We start from the raw sequence: 17,036 nt of genomic DNA on the forward strand, positions 1-17,036 counted from the left end.
CTGCCCCGCAGCCAAATTGAAGATCAATAAATCACGCTGCTGTCACGCTGGGCGAAGCCACCCAAACCCGTGAACCAACGAGGCTGGTTCAAGAGGACACGCACACGCACTCTCATGGTTTTCCCCGATCACGAGAATGCAGTCGGCACATCACTTTAGGGAAGAATTTGAGAATGTCCCTGCGGACAGAAGGACTCTTGCGGCTGAACCACTCAAGCAAGAGGAATTCGTAGCCAACGCGGAGCACCCAGAATAGGAGTGCGACCAGCAGGATCGGCCAGGTGAGGTGGACCGGCCACCCATGGACATCAGTCGAGCAGCCAGAGAGCAGGGAGATCGCCAGATTCGCGCCAACGAGACCACAACCTTTTCCGTTCATGCCTACAGCTAAGATCCAAATACTGAACAGCCAAATAGGGCCTCGGCTGAACTTCGGCTGAAGCCGACAGGGCCGCTCTCAGCGGGGTTTCAGCGGTTCTTCCGCCGATTTCCCTGACTACTCTTGAGGTGATTCGCTAGAGTCGGGGGTCATGGCGAAGCACGAACCCATGGCCTTCATCGACATTCTCGGTAAGGCCCGCATGCGCTCCCCTGCAAATGACGTAGTCGAAGTAAGTCCTGCCCCAGCCGCGGTTCTCGTCCGACTTCTCCTCGCCGACGGGCGACCGGTGCCAGGAGAGTTGCTGCGGGATGTCCTCACTGGGGGCGGCAGCGACCAGGCGGTTCAGACGCATATGAGCTACCTGCGTAGGCAATTGAGGGCATGGACGGTGCCGATTCCGGGTCAGGAACGGCAGACTCGGACCTATCAGTTCCTCCTGGACGGCGTCCAGGTCGACGCTTTTCTGTTCAGGGACGCCGCGGACCAGCTGGGAGAGCGACCTCAGCCCAAGGAGATCGATCAGCTCTTGGAGTTATGGCGCGGCGATCCACGCACGGTACATCCGACGGTGCCGGAGAGGTTGTGGAGAAGTGTTTTTCAGGCTCGGGATCGCCTGCTAGACGCGGTCGGGCGACTGGCGCTGTCCCAGCCCCCGCCTTCCGGGTGGTCGCGCTTCGCCGACCTGTTTCCCGGGGACCGCAAGGTGGCGCAGACGGACCAACTGCTGGCAGCTGATGAACCAAGATCGGCGACAGCGGAACAGCGGCTGCTCATCGTGGAGGACCGCATCGGTCCCTACCTATGTGATCGTCTCGCTCCCTACGCGTGCACCCTGATCAAGTCATCGCGCTGCTGGCAGCGTTTTCTCCAAACGACGTCGGGTGCACTCGACTTCAACGCCGCACTCGTCGATCTCCATTTGAACGACGACAACGACGACTATGGCGGCCTCGATGTGCTCGCATACCTCCGCGATCACGCTCCGCACGTCCCGGCGGCGCTGCTCACGGCATACATGAAACCGGGAATCGTGGAGGATCTGAAGGAGGAGTACCGGATCGCGCTGATCGTTCACAAGGATCCCAGCGGCTCGCTTGCCGATGTCCGTAGTGCCGTGTCCCGATTGCTCCGCCATGGGCAAGTCGTCCGGGGCGGTGACACTCAGCGGCCAGCGTTTCCAACTCAGTGGTCCGGCGTTCCTGCCAGCGGCAGCCAGACTTCGAGGTGAGCACCGCCAAGGCCAGACATCTGATCCATGATCTCCAGCATGCCTCCGTTGTAGGTGATGTGGTCCTGGGCGTGCCGCACTCCCACCCCTCCGCCGTATTCCGAACGTACCCGCCTGACGTCCGGGTCCAACAGCACCCGCCTCAGTTCTGGGGGGATTCCACAGCCGGAGTCCTCTACGCCTATACGGGCCCAGGCTGGTGGCTTTCCGGGCTCCAGCGATTCGGTGTCGAAGCTGAGGTGAACGCGTCCGCGGGTCCCGCGCTGCGTTCGCTGCGCGGCGCGGACTGCATTGTTGAGCAGGTTGTCCAATGCCAGCTTGACCAGGGGTCTACTGCCCCAGACGATCAGCGGATCAGCGGCATCCTCCTGAAGGGTGATCTGAACGTCCTTGTACGTGACGTGGAAATGGTGTCTCCGGCCTCGCAACAGCGCGCACAGATCGAAGGGCACGCGTTTGAGCAGGGTCTGGGCCCCCTCGGGTTCCGACAACGCCCACACTTCGTCCAGATCGGCGATGAAGAGTAGGGCCCTCGCCAGTTGATTCGGATGATCATTCCGTGCCGCGAGTTCAGACAGGATGTCCTTGACAGCGAACACGTTCGTCTTCACCTGATGCATGGCGGAGGTCAGCCCGACGTTCTGCAGGTGCAGAGTGGCGCTCCCAATGGTGCGCAACCGCCGTTGGGTCAGTTCCTCGAAGTCCTCGTCGAGCCGTGCCTCCATGTCCCCGGAGCTCAGCAACGCCGCCAGCCCGGGTCTCGACCACCCGTAGACGCCAGTTCCGCGCCCTTCGAAGAGGACGCCGGTGATGGCTCGCCGGGTGGCCGCCGCAAGCGACGCCAGGTCGTCGAACGATCGTCCGATGGCCAGATACTCACCGAGGTCGTCGACTGTGAACTCCGCGTCGGGTCGCTCGCCGTAGATCATGAGCGCCACGTGCAGCAGGACCGCGACCTCCCGGTCGGAGCAGATCGGCGCGAGAACCCGCTCGTGGAAGTCCGCCATGGTCTCCCGGTCCTGGCGCCAAGCGGCGAGGTCCTCGACGGTGAGCTCGACCGGGCGACGGCCGTCGGGAGCCAGCTGCTCCAGCGCGACCCGCAGGGCCCGCAGATACGCGCCTGTGTCATACAGCAGCGTGTCCATCACGCCCCCGCCAGGGTGAACACCGAGCAGGTCGAGGCACCACGCAATCGCGTCACGTGTTTCGTGGACGGAGGTCTGGTGTAATACCGCCGTGGCGTGCTCGCCCAAGACGTCGGCCACTCGAAGCTGGCCGCCGATCTCACGGAGCAGGTTGACGCGCCGGTGTGACTCATTTGCTGGGTCGCCGGTTCTCTCGGGGGCGATCAGCCGGAGGATCGTGGTCGCATCCAGTACCGCGACGCCCGGCGGTGGCGCAGCGCCGGATGTTCCGGAGCCGGGCACGAACCATAGCGCTTGCCTATCGGCCGATGGCGTCCATCCAGGGGGGCCGATGTACAGCGGAATCTTCTTGGGCAGGTCGAGCCACGGGAGCCGGTAATCCGAGACGGCGGCGAGGTGGGTACGGAATCCTGTACCGTACGGCTCGACCTCGTGCGGGAGGCGTCCGGCCCCCAGAGCATGGTCGAGGGCGGCGGCGAAGTCGCGCACAGTCTCCTGATCGCACCGCCGGTTCAGTTTCTCTAGCGTGGCGAGCAGGTCCGTGGTGGGCACGTCATCGGGCACCGGGCACCAGTGCCTCCTAAAGCCCGGCGGGGCCGCGCCCCCGCGATACCACCGCAGGATCTCCGGAAGCTCACGGTCCGACCACGGCCAAGGCGCCCACCGGGGCACGCAGTGCGGACCGCCTGGGACGTCCTTCGCGGGCCCCGCCTCAAGAAGCCGTTCGGCGGCAGGAAACTCACCGGCGTCGAGGCAGCCCTGTACCGCGTCTGCCCACTCGGTGTTCCCTGCCGACTCCTCGGCGGTGAGCCACTTCGTCAGCCGGGCCTTCTCCTTCGCCTCGGCCTCATGCAGGCGGCTTTCCCAGTCATTAAGGGTGTCGACGGCCTCCTGCCGGCGATCGCGGAGCAGGGAGGAGACCGCCGGAGGCGGCTCGTGGAACTGGGCCCGCTGGGCCCGCTGGATCAGTCCGTCGCGACGCCGGGCCAATTCGCTCTTCGTCGCCTCCTGGGCGGCGCGGACCATATCGGCGATGTCGTTCGCGGTGTCGGTGGGGAACAGCCCGCTCCCTGCCAGCCCTTGCGCCACCCCGAACTCGCCGCGCTCCAGCAGTACCTCGATGGCCTGGCGGGGCTCGCTGACCGGTTCCGCAATACCGTCCAGGATCCGCTCGGCGCAGCGCTGCTCAAGGCGAGCGCCAGCTGGGCGGGCGACCTCGACCAGCAGTGCTGGGTATCTCCATCGGCCGTCCCAGTCGGCTAGCACGGCAAGCCAGTTCATGACCCTCCCCACCTGTTCACGACGTCCAGGTCCGCCAGAGCGCGCGCGGCCAGCCGCCGCTCCGGGTCGGGAATGGCCAAGAGCGCCTCGGGGGCTGAGGGCCACCAGGCAGCCATCGTCCGGACCAGTTTCCGGGCCGACTCCAGCTCGTATCCGCCCCCGGCCGGCTCGCGGGCCGCCGCCGCGATCTCCCGCGCCGCCAGGACAAGAGCCTCCAGCCGCTGGAGATAAGGCGGGAGGCGCTGGTAGTCGTGCATCAGCTCGCCCTGTTGCTGGACCTCGGCACCGATTTCGTGGACGAGCGCCCGGACGTCGTCCACGGGCTGCGTGCTCAACCAGGAGCGGAGGGCCGCGATGCCCCGCCTCTCGATGACAGGGCGCAACAAGCCGAAGGGGCCGTCGTCGCGGAACAGCCGGGCGTGAGTCTTGACACTCGAGGCGAACCGAAACGTGGTCCGTTCGACCCGCTGCAGCCGAAGGGCGAGATCGCGCCATGCACCGGCGAGATCAGCGCGCTGGTGCTCGGCATCCGACTCGGCGAGGATGTGTCCCAGCGGGAGCGGCCGGTGGACGGTCGCCCAGTGGTTCCGGGCAATCGCCGTCATCTCACGCCAGGGCTCGCCCAGCTCGTCGGCCAGCAACTCCAGCGCCTGATCCGCTGCTTCGGCGTGCTCGTCGAGCGTGGCGAGCAGCACCTCGGCGGTGCCGACGGTGGCGAGCACCGCCTTCTCCGCCTCCGTGGGATCTGAGAGGACGGCCTCGGCGATCGAGTCGGCAAACTCGGCATGGCCGCGGGCGGCGGCCACCGCGGTGAGGATCCGGCGCGGGCGCATGTCCGGATCGGCGATGGTATCGCGCAGCACCGCGGCCTCGACGAACGCCTCCGCATGCCAGCGTTCGAGCATCAGCCAGCGCCACCATCGCCCAGCGCGCTCCGCGGCGGGAGCCCTCCGCAGGACGTGGGCAGCCGCCACCCGCAGCACGCCCGCGTCCACGTTCTTGCTCTCCAGGTCGTTGAGCAGGGACCACGCCATCGCTTCCCCGGTGTCATCGATGTGCACGCGAATCACGGCGGCCCGCGCCGGTTCGTCATCGGAAGCCACTTCCCGGAGGGCGCCGAACAGGACCTGCGCGGAGACCGCAGTGGCGACCAACTCGCTCGGCGAGATCTCCTCCGGGTGCGGTGACACCGCTGCCGTCTCGACCCGTAGGGCGGCCATGACCTCACCCGCGATCTCTCCTCCGGCGATCTTGATGCCGATGTCCGAACGCCGCCGGTGCGGGGCGCCCGATCCTCCCGACAGCGGGTCGAAGCTGCCGACCACGACCTGTTCGTCGAAGACGAGAACGCGCGCGTTGGTGTCTCGGCGTTCGGTCAACAGCTCATCGGGGAACTGTTCCCGGAGGGACCATAGGACACCGGGCGTGGACGCCTCCGCGGTATGGTCCTCACCGTGCAGGACGGTGACGCCGACTCCCCGGAGAAGCGGTGCCCGCACCGCGTCATCAAGCCGGGTGCCGCCCATCTCGAACCCGATGCGGCGAGAGCTGATCAGTATGCGGCGCTCGGCCGAGCGCAAGGCGTCGGACAGCAGGTGGCGGTGTGCCTCGTCGTAGACCACCTCCGCCCACGGACTGGCGGACGCGGACACCTTCTGGCGGAAAGAGCGGGCGTATCTGATCCAGGCCTCGCGCCAGAACGCGACATCGCTGTCGGTGGGGTCAGCCGGCAGCTCAAGCGGGCGCGCGGACGCCGGGGTGCGCACGTCCGAGAAATCGCCATGCCGTATCTGGACCATGGTGCTGACCAGGTAGTCCGGGATCGCCTTGCGCGCCCATTCGAGCAATGCCTCCAGGGGCGGGCAGGGACCGGACGAGGCCGCCACGATCCGTAGGCCCAGTTCCCGACCGCCTGAGCCGCGCGCCTGACCGCCCTTCTCCGCGGGATTTACCGTGCGCAGCGGCGGACAGCCGCTGATCAGGGCAATCCGATCATCAGCGATCACCAGGCAGGCGTTAGTGCGGCTCGGGTGGGTGGACCACACGACCCGCTCGGGGAATTCCTCGCTGAGATCGGCGAGAAGCTCCAGCACACGGGGGTGGAGTTCCTCGCCGGGGCGGGTGCCCCAGACAAGCACCAGCCGTACCCCCTGCGCCAGTCTCTTACGGAGCGCGTCGACCAGAGAGTGTAGTTGCCGATACTCCACGATCGGAGTCACGACGACGATCTGGCGCTTCGCCGCGCCGATGAGATCCCGCACGCACTCTGTGTGCGACGTCACGTCCGAAAGCACGCGGCACCGCACCTGCATGGACGCACGGACGTCATAGAGCGTGTCGAGCCGGCGCGCCTGGTCGCAAAGATCCAGATGATGCTCGCGGCGCTTTCCTGCGGGGATGGTTTCGGTCTTGGCCGCCGCCTTCTCCAGTCGGTCCATGGCGTCCTCCAGCGAGGGCGGCTCCTTGTACGCGGAGTCGGCCTGGGCGCGCAGAGACCGGGCAAAGGGCGTGTTCGGGTACTTCTCCACCAGGGTGGCGAGTTGCGTCGCGGCTCGCTCGCGGTAGGTCAGGGGATACCGGTCGTCCAGCACCCGGATGCGGAGTCTGCTGGTCATGTCGTCCGTTCCGACCTGAACCTCAAGGGGCACCCATCGCGTCTCCCGCTTCTTACGTAAGGCCCTCGGGGGCACGTGCGCGGCCAACACCTGCTGCTCCCGTCCTGGGCGCTTCTCGTCCTGCTGTTCCCTGCGGAGGGTTTCCTCGATCGCAGCTACGAGCTGGGGCACCGGCACATCGTCGATGGAAACCTTGCTGTTCTCGACTGGGACGGCGATGTGCCCGTTGACGGGTCGGAGGGTGCCGCCAACGGGTAGGACCCGGCCGCCAAGCTTGTCAACCATGAGCTCCTTCTCCGCCGCGGAGACCTCCGCGCCGGGCAGCTCATGCAGCGTTTTCTCCTCGTAGCGGCGCGCCACATCGGGGGTGACGCGCACCTCACCGGTCGACGGATCCAGCGTTACATAGTTCTTGCGCCACAGATCCGCGATGAGGTCGAGGGTGAGGCGCTTGCTGAGCCCCAGCCAGCGGACGACATCGTCGACCGCTATGCGGTCCGATTCGTCCCGCGCCATTTGCCGCTTGCGGAGGAGTGCCATCCCCTCCAGCAGTCCGAGTTCGACCGGGGAAAGCCTGAGCCCGTAACCCAGACGCACATTCACTGGGACGACCTCGCAGGGCACGCTGATGACCGCGGTGCTCAAGGCGCCACCACCGAGCTTGCGGGAACGACGGCACCGAAGCGCTCGACGCCGTTGCACACTTCTTGCCAGAAGGAGGACCCGCACTCTTGGAAATGAAGGAAGTCGCCGACGACGATGAGCAGCCTTCGCGCCCGCGAGAACATGACGTTGACGAGTTCCTGCTGATCGAGATGGCCGATGCTCCGCCACGGGTGTTCGGTGTCACCGCGCCGCGTGTCACGCACCAGAGAGACGATGACGATGTCGGCCTCCCTTCCCTGGAACGAATGGATGGTGGAGACGTGTTTGTTCAGGTGGCTGCGGGCACGGAGCAGGTCGGCCTGTCGGCGGTAGGGCGTGAGGATGGCCAGCGGTTCCTCACCCAGGCCGTGCCGCCCGGGTTCGGGCGTAGGACGCAACTGGGAGACCAGGCCCGCGACCACGTCGACCTCACCGGGATTGGCCCAAGCCGGTTCGTCGGCGCACTCCGGTAGCACGTTGGTGTCCAGCCACACCAGGGAATGGCCGCCGAGCCAACCCGGTGCTTTGAGACCGTGCGGCTCATGCTTCTTTCGGGTTTCCAGCAGTCCTTCGCGCAGCCCGTCGGCGTCTCGGGCCTCACTCTTCGGGTAGAAGACCCTGCTGACGATCTCCTTGATCGGCTCGTTCATGCGGAACTGGCGGGTGAGCCGCTGAACTGGATGGTGCAGCCTCACCTCGCCGTCGCCGTCGCCGTCGCCGGTGGTCTCCGGAGCGTCGAAAAGCGAACCGAAAAGGTTGAGAATTGTCTCGTATTCCTTACTCCGGCCGCCGTGGATGCCTACATCGTCGTCCTCGTCGGTGTTGCTGTCGTGCAAGAACTGCAGCACCTCCCGGCGGCGATGGGCGGGGAGCTGGCGATGGTCCCCGATCAGGGTCCAGCGCAGGCCGCGGGCCAGCGGAATCGCCAGTTCGGTCGGCCATGCCTTGGCGGCCTCCTCGATCAGCACCCAGTCGAACACCGCCGAGGACTCATCCGAGGCGACGAACTGCGGAACCGCGGCGGCGCAGGTAGCGAAGACGATGCTGGCGCCCCGCAGCAGGCGGTCGGCGAGCTCCGGCCGGCAGCCTTCCACGACCGGAAGCCAGCGCTCCTTCAGGAACCGGCGCACCTCCCTGTCGGTTTCGTTCTTGTGCTCATTCATGGCATGGCGGTACAGGCCCTTCTTGAGCCGATCAGTGAGCCTGCCCAGCGTGAACGGCGCCATGCGCTCGTCCACCCGAGCCTCACCCGCATTGGTCGTCACCCGGAGCGCGACCGTCTGGTCCATCCGCGCCGTCCGGCGGTACTGCGCGTCGAGCGCGTCCATCCTCTGGAGGAGCCGCAGGGCCAGGTTGTCCAGCGCGTAATTCGACTGGGCCGACACCAGGACCCGCGCGCCCTGTTCCACCTTCAAGAATGCCGTCAGCGCCCGCGCGGCCACCTCCGTTTTCCCCGTGCCCGGCGGCCCCTGGAGAGCAAAGAAGGGCTCGCTCACCAGCAGGTCGAGGACGACGTCGCCGCTGCTGAAGTCCCCGATCACGTCCGTCCACCGTCCGGGGAGGCCCCGGATGGTGGACGGCTGGCGGAGCTGGCCTAGCAGAACCTTGTTGTCCAGCAGTTCCCAGCGCGCGTCCATTTGCCGCTGCAACGCCACGTAGCTTCCACCGTCGCCAGCGGGCCTCAGCCATCCTTGTGCGGGCAGCTTCGATTCCTGGGTGAGCTGCCGCACAGTGACGGCGTCGTCGCCGAGCTGCTCGTGGACGGAGACCTTTCCATGGCGGCTTTTGTAATCCGGGAGGCCGTCCCTGTCCCCGAAGACCTCGATCTCGTTCCAACCGTCGTCGTCGACCAGGTTGGCGAAGAACTCGCCGAAGCTGGGGCGGAACTGGTTGTAGAATCGACGGGTCATCCCATCTGCATGTTTGCGGTGATCGTCCCGCACATGGTCCAGCCGAAGCGTGGCGATCCTGCCGGTCTGCCCGGCGATCTCGTACGGATACTCGCGTGCCCGCAGTTCGGCGCCCTGGTAGATGAGCAGCCATTCCAGGGCTTGTTCGAAAGCGAGCTCGTCAGGCGCGGTGGCGAGAGGGGGCGTGAGCGCCTCGATCAGCGGCTTCCACCTTGGCCGGTCCTCTCGCATGTCGGATAGCTCGTCCGGAGCGACGTCGTAGGCGACGGCCTGCACCTGAGGAATCGCACGGTCGGCCTGGGCCCGGACGGCTGCCCGGTCGACACTCTTTCCGCGCAGGCTATCCAGCGGCACGACAAAGGTGATGAGCAGAACGTCGTCAACCGGCGGTCCCAGCGCCGAGCCAAGCGGGCTGCGCGGCCGGAACGGCCTGCAGAACCATGCGTGCGTCTGCCCCTTCAGCAACTGGCGCGACTCCCGCTTGGACTTGGAATCACCGCTTCGGATATACGGCTCCGCGCCGTACGGCGCGAAGAGCAAAGTGGCGCCGCGCAGGTCCTCCTCGATGAAGGCGGCGAGTTTTTCCCTGCCTTCAGCGCTGTTCGGATCCCCGTTGAGCCATCCCTTCTCCCATAGCGGCCCCCGGTACTCGTGAGGTATGAAAGCGACCAGATAGGGCTTGCTCGACCGCGGCCCTGCCAAGGCGCTGGTGAGTTGCTCAAAGCACGTATTGAGACGGGTCACCACATCTCTGGCCTCGGGGCGCAGATGCGGAAACGGGTTGAGCATGTCCTGAAGCAGCTCGCGGAGCGGTCCATGCAGCACCTTGGGCAGATCCCGCCTGTTGATGAGCCGGTCGCGCAATCTCTCCTGGATCTTCATAACGGCGTTGATGGTCTCTTCTCCGCCCTCGAGGGCGGAGATGTCGACGGCAGGAAGATCATCAAGAAACCATTCACAGGCCAGGATTCCGAGCGCGAAGACATCGGACCTGAGGTCACCAAGGTGCGCTCCCGCCTCGTCCCTGGACGCAAACAGGTAGCGCAGGCGTTCCTGCGGATAGTACGGCAGCGCCCGCGAATCCTGAATGCTGCTGATGCGCTTGGTCCGCAGCTCGATCTTCTGGGGGTCATGGACCGTGGCGCGCAGCAGGTCGGCGACCATCCGGCTCATCTCGAACCGCGACAGCCGAAATTGCGGTGTCGACTGTTCCGGATCCCAGTCCACATCCACGGTGCCGGCCCAGAGGTTGCGGTGCGCGATGCCGAGGTTGTGCAGTTGCGCCAGCCCATCCGCGAGCATATAGAACTGCCGAACCGCAGTCACGGGATTCTCCCGGAGTTCCTTTTTCAATTCCGGGAGGGCGAGATTATGATTCGCTCCTTTAGTTGCCACATAGGCAAATCCATCAACGCTAGGGGCAACCCGCCTGGCGACCTCCGGCTCCTCATAGCCGCCGCTGATGATGGTCGGCAATGCGGGATGGCGCAATGAGGCGGCTCGGAGCAGCACTCGGACTTCTTGCTCCCAGAAATGACCACCGATTCTCGACATTCCGCAATAGATTTGCAAGACCACTCTGCGACTGCTGCCGTCAACCAGGTCGTAGCGGTAGAGCACCCCCTCGATGACCTCTTTTCGGACTTCCTCGACTTTCTTGCGCCCAGCGGGCCGGTAGGACTCCCTACTGGCCGTAGCGCGACCGAAAAAGTGCTGGACCAGCTGGTCGATTTCGCTTGGATCCACAGAGCTCGCATCCACCTAAGACCTCGGATTCTCGTCCACCCGCGAGGAGCCGATGCTACTCAGGGGCGGTTATGATCACTTCGATTTCGCCAAATTTCGCCCTTGTGTGCATATGAAACAGACAGAGCACATCAAGGTTCACAATCAATGCCGCAGATCTCAGAAGATGATAAATTAGGACAGACTAGCGGTAGTCTGTTGGATCAAGGTGCATGGCGGGCATTCCGCATATGCGGGATTCCCTGACGACGGTCGGATCCGACCTTGACCAAGCCCAAACGTGTCTGCCTGCACCGGATGATTGGAGGGGTATACAGCCCGACTCGATGATCTGTTGTCGCATCTGGCTCAGCGGCAAGGGTCCGCCAGTACCTGTCCGGCCGGCTAGTGCCGTGCGATCACAACAGGACGCTGACGACTCCGGCCGAGCCCTACCCGGTAGTTGGGCACTACAGGCGACCGTGCAGCCGCTGAGTTCTTCTTTCAGAGTCGTGCTGGAAGCCCTAAAACGTTGGTCATGTAACTCTGGTGGTGTTGGTGGTAACTCCCGATCGCGTCTGCGGTCGGCGTTAGGACGAGGACTCGTGGTTCATCGTCCCCGGGGCGTGGCACCGGCCGGTGGAGCTGTCTGCGACTGAGCAGATCACAATCGGGGCGATCCAGTGGGACGAAGCTGTTCGTCTTCCTGCGATTGAACCGGCACGAGGTGTTCGGTGCCGCCTTTCAGGAAGAGCTGGCGGGCATGTACGGACCAAGGGCCATACGCGGCGTATCTGGCCGCACACGCGGGTGTGCCGCATGCGGCAGTGGAGTGATCGTGTTCCGCAAGCTTCCCTTCGATACCTATCCGCTTGATCCAGCGACCCCACCGAGCACTCCGCGCGAACTGCTCAGCGATGACTCGACCCGATGGAAGTGCTCCGTCAGGACGGCGATTCGTCAGCGCCCACTGCCAAGCGATTCGACGGAGGTCTTCCGCCTCGCACCCATCCGAAGCCACCTGTGCTGAGAGATCGTGGTCATCGGTACCAGCACGTTCTTGATCCGCTGTCACCGTCTCCTGCCTAACACCGGGTCCCGGGGCAGAAGTCCGGCGAATCTGAGACATCAACAGCTCATAGCTGCCGATCAAAGCGGCGCTCGGCCAGGCCGCAATGATCCGGCCGATCACGCTCGGCTCTGCGACGGCGATGTTGGCCCCGAGGCTGGCGAGACTGCCGACCAGCAACATGGCCCATGCCAAGAAGCCTCCGCGCGAACCGTATCGATTAGCCAGAAGGATGGACATCGAGGCAACGACGATCGTGCCATCGACCGCGAGCGGGATGAGCACCGCCGCCAAGTGATCCTCACCATGGCGGAGACACAGCTCATGCATGTGGCGGAACGACACGACCGCCGCGATGGCCGCGAGAAGGAGCACCCCGGTGATCGTCGTACGATGAATGCGGCGCACAGCCCGCATGGTCGACTCCATAGCTGCTCACCCCTCCCGGCCTGGGAGAACGAGCGTGGTGGAGGCACTGAACGGCATGTACGTATCGAGTGTGTCCCCCCTCGGACACAAACCGGTCGCCTATGCGGTCCTGGTCATGCGTAGATGTGACCAGGACTTTTTGTTTTGCTGGGTGGTAGATCAGCCGCAGTCCAATGTTCGCGTAGATCTTGGCCTTTCGCAGCGGGTCAGCGTTCGAGAGAACTCGCACCATGTCGCCGAGCCTATGCGTGATCTCCGCCAGTTCATTGCGTCCCAACCGCTTTCGAGGCAGTACGTGCGCGCGGTTGAGACCTTGCTCGGCTGCGGTCTTGCGAACGAGCTCTTCCTGGATCCATCCGGCGACAACCGCCGGATCGGCGCCCGCCTCAAGGGCGGCCCGATGCTGGGCGAGCCTACGGTCACACTCGGCGATCTGGCGGCGCGCTACGACGAGTGCTTGAGCCTCCGGTGGGATCAGATCCTGCGCGGCCGTCAGGATGTCGAGGGTCCGGTCGACGTTGTGCGATGCGAACAGCCGGCCGAGCCAGCGATCCAGTCGCGGGACGACACGGTCCTCTCGTAGATAGACGTTACGGGGATGCATGACGTGATTGGCCAGGGCGTACTCCTCAGGGAAGCGGCAGCGGTAGTAGGCCGCATCGTTGACCCATTGGCCCTGCATTCTGCGGTCGCAGACGCCGCAGTACAGCAGTCCCCGAAGCTGGTACGGCTTGGGGGTGCGCTTGCGGGTCTTGTCGGTGTGCCGAGCGCCTCGCCCTGACAGCGCCGCCTGAACGGCATCGAAGTCCTCCTTGGACACGATCGGCGGGTGAACGACTGTCTCCGACCAGACCCACTCCTGCTTGGAGTTCCATCTGAGTTTCGTGGTGTGGCCCAGGCCGACGTCGTCCACATCGATGAGGACCTCGTCTTTGCGCTGACGGTTCCACACCTGGTAGCCGGTGTAGCGGGGATTGGTCAAGATGGCGCGTACCGCGCTCTTGGACCAGGCGATGCCGGAGCGATGGCGATTCCGGCCTGGATCGTGGGCGGAGGGGCAGGGTATGCCGTTGTATGTCAGCATCTCGGCGATGGCGAACAGGCCGTAGCCCTCAAGAAATGCGGCAAAGATCTGTTCCACGACGGGCGCGGCGACGGGGTCGAGCTCCAGACGGTGAGCGCGCTTGCCGTCCGCCGCCTTGGCTGGGTTGGGGTGGGGCCCCGCATCGGCCAAGCGGTACCCGTACGGCGGCCGGCCCCCGAGGAAGCGGCCTTCCATCTGGGCTTGGGCGGACATGGCGCTGCGCACGCGAATCTTGATGCGGTTGCGCTCGCCCTTGCTCATCCCACCGAACACACTCATGACCAGGTCATGCGCCTCGTTGTCCGGATCGATCGGGCCACCCACCTCCGGCACCCAGAGCCGGACCCTGAAGTGCTCGAAGAGAGGGAAGGTCAGGGAGTACTGGTTGCCGTAGAAGGCCCGGTGCGGCTCGCCGATCACCACGGCGTCGAAGCCGCGGTCGGGGTTGCGTAGCTCGGCGAGCAGCGCCGCCGCTTGCGGGCGGCGCTGCCAGGGGATCGAGCGGGACTTGTCGATGTCGAAGAACTCGGTGACGACCACGCCCCCGCGCGGCTCGATGAGCGCGCGGGAGCGGGTGATCTGCCAGGCCCGTGAGGACTGGGGGTCTTGGTTGTCCTCGGTGGAGACCCGGCCGTAGAAGGCGAAGGGGATGGTGTTCATAGGTTCCTCAGGCCGCGTCCGGCTGGCTGGTCTGCAATTCCCGGTAGGCCTCCAACAGGATGGCGAGCAGCTCTGTAGCAGCGCCATGCGTCAGGCCGGGCAGTCCACTTGGTAAGGCAACGTGCGGAGTCGGTTGGTTACGGATGGTGGATGCAGTCATGATGGGGGCACTCCTATGCGTTCGTTGCTGGCGGTAGGGGTGCGGCCCCGGCGACGTGCTTGGCGGTACTGGCGTCGGGGCCGTTCGGCAGCCGCACCTCGGCGTAGATCCGCACGTTGCGGCTAGCGCCTCGGTAGAGGGGCGGGTCGGATGTTTCCGTGACGTCGAAAAGCACAGGCTGCCTGCGGTGCTTCCTCAGGCAAGGCGGTGCTTTGCGTCTGGTCATGATGCAGGTCTCTTAGCGAGTGGATGGCACACCGGGCAGCGGGCCGCAGTGTTGTCGCGAAGTTCCAGCAGCCGGGTGCGCTCGTCGCAGTGGCCGCACCAATCTGGGGCGATTCTCAGCGGACTGGGCTCGACGCCCTCGGCCGCGGGCAGGAACTTGCCGGGGTCATCTTCGATTGCCCTGGCTACGTAGCGACTGCGGTGCTTGACGGACCGGCCGTCGAGGATCGCGTGGCGGATCGCGGCGGCATCGAGGAGGGAGATATCGCGGCTGGTCAACTCCGCCAGGAGTTGGACGATACCGCGATCGATGGAGTCGTCGTCGTTCGCCCACGCACGCGCGTTATGACGAGAAGACGACTGACTGTCTTCATCCGTCCTAGTCCCCTTCGGGGACTGGACGGACCTGGGTGGCGTTAGTAACGCGTTACGTTCGGCGTTACTAACGCCACCGTTCATGGGGTGTGGCTCGGTTCGGTTGCGTTGCCTTTCTCGGTACCTCCTCTGCCGCTCGGCGTTGCCCTTCCGTTCTGCCGCCACCCGCTCCTTGGAGGGCATGCGGTCGAAAAAGTCGTGGATCACCCACCCCTTCCCTACAGGTGCCGGGCAGAGATCGGAGGGACAGCTCTTGCCAGGCTCATGCCAGATATCCCGGGACACGAGTTCGGTGATGAAGCGCTGCGGCTTCCGCACTCGCGGACACATGTCGATCAGGTCTTCCTGGAGTACCGCACCGTCGGTCAGGTTGCGGGCGCACCAAAAGATCGCTGTGACATGCAGACGGAATGCAGCGTCCGACAGGCCTGCCACCTGCCTCCCAATTGGGAATTGGTCGTCGAAGTACACCCCTGTCCCTTGCATCTAGTGGCTGCCTCTGTCTGTGAGGTGCAGGCTGGCCGTAGTGCTGAAAGCACGGTCGATTCGGACCGCGAGGTCACGTGCTGTCTCCCGAGCTGCAGCCAGTTCTGACAAGGCCTTGTCAAGACGCTCGGCGGGGTCGCCGTGGTCGCCACCCAGTTGTCCGGATGCCAGCATGCGCCGTAGCACCTCACCGAGCTGCGCCAGCAGCTGGTCAAGCCCAGCTGCGGAAACGCGGATACGGCCGAGCACGTCGTACACGGTGGACGGATAGGTGACGCCAGCGTGGGAGAGCGTGGCATGGTTGAGTACGCGCACCACCTCGGATAAGGCGGCGGCGACCTCGCTGGTGTAGTCGTCACTGTGTGGGCCGTCTGACGACAGCCAGACAGTCTCAGCCATCGGTCTTGACTTGACTGGCGGAGATCTTGTCAAGTCGCCATTGTGCCGTCAGAGTGGTGACGAGAGGCACCAGTCCTTGGACGGCTGTCGACAGGGAGCAGAGCAGCCCATATACGATCTGCTGAGGCATTCTGAAGGTGTAAGCACCGGGGATAAGTGGCATGCTCAACATGCCCACCTCCTTGGAGTGGGTTTGACGGGAGGCACCGGCGCCCGACGCCAGCCAAGCATTACGGCGCCGGCGCCTCCCCGGCAGAGAACCTGTAGAGAGTCAATTTCGCGGGGTTCCAGCGAGGCTGTTCACCTGCCCGTGGGCATGCGTGGGCGCCTATCCGCGTCCCAGCCGACGGCCGTTTCCCGATTTCCCACCCCCTTGGCATTTCGGGGTCGCATACGCACCAGGCGCATCAACCCATAATTACACAAATGCCATTACGCAGCATGACTCGACGAGTCAGAAGTTTTCCTGCCGTACCTTTGGCGCCCTGCGAACACCCGCCATCGCCCTGGCATACCCAACTCCGTCACAGACCGTAAGCATGTCAATTCGATCCGAGATCGTTGGATCTCCTGGCTGAAACCGCCAGACCACGACGGCCGCCCTTGCCCACCAAGCACCTCCCTGCTCGCTTTCATTGGATCACTAGCTAAGCACTATTGTACTAGTTCAGTCTAGATATAGCTCAACACCACTTTCCTGGTACAGCTAGAGGACCTAGCCTAGGTGTCGTGTCGGTGCCTGATTTCAGCAATGCTCGACCTGCCTACCTTCAGATTGCGGACGACCTGCGTCATGAGGTGACGGCAGGCCGCCTCAAGGTGGGCGAGCGACTGCCAGCTCGGCGGGAGTTGGCTCAGCGTTATGGCGTGGCCGTCGAGACGATCCGTCGAGCATTGGACGAACTCACGCGCGACGGCATGATCAGCACGCAATCGACGCGCGGCACATACGTGGTCAAGACTCCTGGCCAGACTGAGCCGTCCTCCGAGCTGGAGCAGGTGATGAGCGAGGTGCGACGGCTGGTCGAGCGCTTGGAAAGCCTGGAGGATCGTGTGAAGGGCCTTGAAGGTCGCTGAGCATTCCACATGCCCCTTCGACGTCAAGGCCTTCCAGAGAGTCGTACGCGTGCAACGCCACGCACCTTCGCGGCTCCTTTGCGGCGCTCCCGGGCCTTCCTCGGCAGCTGCCGAACCGCCGTCGAGAGGACGCAGGTCCAG

Annotated in this window: 9 protein-coding genes; 2 read left to right on the top strand and 7 right to left on the bottom strand. The window is 64.9% G+C overall.

Translation table 11 applies throughout. The features are described 5' to 3' along the window. The first annotated feature begins 530 nt into the window (after positions 1-530). Positions 531-1,610: a hypothetical protein gene (locus KLK06_RS52175; protein ID WP_214643330.1), complete on the top strand. Its 1,080-nt coding sequence runs from the start codon at positions 531-533 to the stop codon at positions 1,608-1,610. Here the strand turns inward: KLK06_RS52175 and KLK06_RS52180 are convergent. The 7 genes from KLK06_RS52180 to KLK06_RS52210 form a co-directional block, all read right to left on the bottom strand. Then, positions 1,565-4,036, bottom strand: coding sequence for a HAMP domain-containing sensor histidine kinase (locus KLK06_RS52180; RefSeq protein ID WP_214643331.1), 2,472 nt, complete (start codon positions 4,034-4,036; stop codon positions 1,565-1,567). The genes KLK06_RS52175 and KLK06_RS52180 overlap by 46 nt on opposite strands. After that, a complete protein-coding gene (locus tag KLK06_RS52185) occupies positions 4,033-7,254 on the bottom strand; it encodes a hypothetical protein (protein WP_214643332.1) in 3,222 nt (1,073 codons plus the stop codon). Before KLK06_RS52185 ends, KLK06_RS52180 begins: the two co-directional genes overlap by 4 nt. A 38-nt stretch (positions 7,255-7,292) precedes the next feature. Then, a complete protein-coding gene (locus tag KLK06_RS62790) occupies positions 7,293-10,952 on the bottom strand; it encodes an AAA domain-containing protein (protein ID WP_214643333.1) in 3,660 nt (1,219 codons plus the stop codon). A gap of 643 nt (positions 10,953-11,595) precedes the next feature. Beyond that, a complete protein-coding gene (locus KLK06_RS52195) occupies positions 11,596-12,375 on the bottom strand; it encodes a DUF2637 domain-containing protein (protein ID WP_308168861.1) in 780 nt (259 codons plus the stop codon). After that, positions 12,323-14,173, bottom strand: a complete 1,851-nt coding sequence (locus tag KLK06_RS52200; RefSeq protein ID WP_214643335.1) for a recombinase family protein — start codon at positions 14,171-14,173, stop codon at positions 12,323-12,325. The genes KLK06_RS52195 and KLK06_RS52200 overlap by 53 nt, the downstream gene beginning before the upstream one ends. Before the next feature lie 382 nt (positions 14,174-14,555). Then, the gene (locus KLK06_RS52205; protein WP_214643336.1) at positions 14,556-15,404 is read right to left on the bottom strand and encodes a hypothetical protein; all 849 of its coding nucleotides are present in this window, start codon (positions 15,402-15,404) and stop codon (positions 14,556-14,558) included. Positions 15,405-15,419: 15 nt separating this feature from the next. Then, positions 15,420-15,818: a hypothetical protein gene (locus KLK06_RS52210; protein ID WP_214643337.1), complete on the bottom strand. Its 399-nt coding sequence runs from the start codon at positions 15,816-15,818 to the stop codon at positions 15,420-15,422. A 729-nt stretch (positions 15,819-16,547) separates the two neighbouring features. On the opposite strand from KLK06_RS52210, the gene KLK06_RS52215 reads away from it, so the two are divergent. Continuing rightward, on the top strand, positions 16,548-16,895 hold the full coding sequence (locus tag KLK06_RS52215; protein ID WP_214643338.1) for a GntR family transcriptional regulator: 348 nt from the start codon (positions 16,548-16,550) through the stop codon (positions 16,893-16,895). The last annotated feature ends 141 nt before the right edge of the window (positions 16,896-17,036 follow it).

Origin of the sequence: Nonomuraea sp. NEAU-A123 (assembly GCF_018603905.1) — a bacterium.
GTDB lineage: Bacteria > Actinomycetota > Actinomycetes > Streptosporangiales > Streptosporangiaceae > Nonomuraea.